3 protein-coding genes are annotated in these 2,417 nt (G+C 63.5%); all 3 read right to left on the bottom strand.

What is annotated here, in order from left to right:
- The coding region (locus tag VSS37_RS08625; protein ID WP_324694432.1) for a thiamine pyrophosphate-dependent enzyme at nt 1-613 on the bottom strand (613 nt) is incomplete at its 3' end.
- Nucleotides 614-622: 9 nt separating this feature from the next.
- The gene (locus VSS37_RS08620; RefSeq protein WP_324694431.1) at nt 623-1,876 is read right to left on the bottom strand and encodes a transketolase C-terminal domain-containing protein; all 1,254 of its coding nucleotides are present in this window, start codon (nt 1,874-1,876) and stop codon (nt 623-625) included.
- A 10-nt stretch (nt 1,877-1,886) separates the two neighbouring features.
- Nucleotides 1,887-2,417 (bottom strand): 2-oxoacid:acceptor oxidoreductase family protein (locus tag VSS37_RS08615; RefSeq protein ID WP_324694430.1); only part of this gene is annotated, 531 nt, incomplete at its 5' end.

Raw genomic sequence — 2,417 nt, 5'->3', positions numbered from 1 at the left:
TTTCATGCGCCATGGCAATCAGCGGCACGCTTTTGCCCTGGCCGAACACATTGCCGTTATGGTGCTGGCCCAGCGGCATGGTGGTGGCGGTACGCGCCGCCGGAGGTGTGGCGGAAGAACGCTGCACCCCGGTGTTCATGTAGGCTTCGTTGTCGTAGCAGATGTAGAGCACGTCATCATTGCGCTCGAACATGCCCGACAAGCAGCCGAAACCGATGTCGGTGGTGCCGCCGTCGCCGCCCTGCGCCAGCACGCGGGTAGGTTTGCCCTTGACCCGCAAGGCCGCGGCCACGCCGGTGGCGACCGCCGCCGTATTGCCGAACAGCGAATGCACCCACGGCACCTGCCAGGAGGATTCCGGGTAGGGGGTGGAAAACACTTCCAGGCAGCCGGTCGCGTTGCAGGCGATCAGGTCATTGCCCGCCGCGCGCATCGCCGCGTCCACCGCAAAACGTGCGCCCAGCGCTTCGCCACAACCCTGACAGGCGCGGTGGCCGGAGTTGAGCGCATTGGTGCGTTGCATGCCTGCCTGCACGCTGCGTTCCGCCTCGGACAGCAGGCGGTTGCCGACGGTGAAGGTGTCGGTCTGGTAAAACTTGACTGTGGTATCCATGGCTTCCCCCTAGCGGATTTGGCTGGCGACCGCGCCAACGCTGTGCAGGATGTTTTCCGCAATCGGCCCGGAACGGCGTCCGGCTTCCATGCGGGCGATTTCGGCGTGGACGACGTCGTGCTTGAGGTCGAGGAACTCCAGCAGCGGCAAGTGCCCTTCATCCGCCTTGCGGAACAGTTTGCGCAAGGATTCGCGGGTAATCGGCCTGCCGCCCAGCCCCGCAATCACGGTATGCACCGGCTTGTGCAGCCCGGCCACCGCCATTTGCACATCGGTGGCGACAATGCCGCCGATGCCAAGCGCGAGCGCCTTTTCCACCACTACAATGCGCTTGGCGTGTTGCAATGCACTACGCACAGCTTTGTGCGGGAACGGGCGGTAAGTGGTGAGCGACAGCGCGCCGATGGAAACGCCCGCATCGCGCATTTCATCCACCACATCCTTAATGGTGCCGTTGACCGAGCCGAGGGAAACCACCACGGTGTCGGCGTCTTCGCTGCGGTACGGCTTGACCAGCCCGCCGGAATCGCGCCCGAACCGCTGCTGGAATTCCTCCGCCAGCTCCGGGATCAGCCCCAGCGCCTGCATCTGTTTGTAATGCGCAAGGTAGCGCACTTCCATGAACGCTTCCGGCCCAACCATCGCGCCGATGGTGACCGGGGTGGCCGGATCAAGCACCTGGCGCGGCTCGAACGGTGGCAGCCACGCATCGACCTGCGCCTGTTCGGGGATGTCGACCCGCTCGTAGGCATGGGTGAGGATGAAGCCATCCACGCACACCATCACTGGCACGGAAAGCTCTTCCGCCAGCCGGAACGCCTGGATGTGCAGGTCGACCGCTTCCTGGTTGGTTTCGGCGTAGAGCTGAATCCAGCCTGCATCGCGCATCGAGAGGCTGTCCTGCTGGTCGTTCCAGATATTGATCGGCGCGCCAATCGCCCGGTTGCCGATGGTCATGACAATGGGCAAGCCGAGGCCGGAGGCGTTGTAGACCGCTTCCGCCATGAACAGCAACCCCTGGCTGGCGGTGGCGGTGTAGGCGCGCGCCCCGGCGGCGCAGGCACCAATGGCGACTGACAGGGCGGCGAATTCGGATTCGACATTGATGAATTCACACGGGTGGATTTGCCCGTTGTCCACCATTTGCCCCAAGCCTTCCACAATGTGGGTTTGCGGGGTGATGGGGTAGGCGCAAATCACTTCGGGGCGGCACAGGCCGACCGCTTCGGCGACGGCTTGCGAGCCTTCGATCTGTTTCAGCATGGTTTCCTCCTCACTGTACGCTGGCGTAGGCGGCTTGCGCGGCAGCGATGTTCTGGTCGGCTATTTTGCCACTGAATTTTTCACGGATGGCGGTTTCCAGCGATTCCATCTTTATCAGGCCAGTGAGCGCGGCGAAACCGCCGAGCAGGGCGGCGTTCGGCACCGGGCGGCCAACGTATTTGAGCGCCAGGTCGGTGGCGGGGATGACACGCACCTGTTCCTGCGGATGGCTGGCCTGGAAATCACCCAGCCCGAGTTGCTCCAAGGAATGGTTGGAATTGATCAGGATGTAGCCTTTTTCCTGCAAACCTTCGAACAGGTTGACCTGATGCAGCAGGCCAGGGTCTTGGATGACCAGCGCATCGGGGGTGAGGACAGGTTCGCGCAGGCGGATTTCCTTGTCGTCGATGCGGCAGAACGCCATCACCGGCGCGCCCATGCGTTCGGAGCCGAAGCTGGGGAAAGCCTGCGCATGGCGGCCTTCGACAAATGCGGCGATGGACAGCATCTCAGCAGCCGTGACCACGCCTTGCCCCCCACG

It is taken from the genome of Candidatus Thiothrix phosphatis, from assembly GCF_035668035.1.
GTDB classification, from domain to species: Bacteria; Pseudomonadota; Gammaproteobacteria; order Thiotrichales; family Thiotrichaceae; genus Thiothrix; species Thiothrix phosphatis.
Note: the sequence above shows the minus strand (reverse complement) of the source record. Positions and strands in the feature narration are given on the sequence as shown.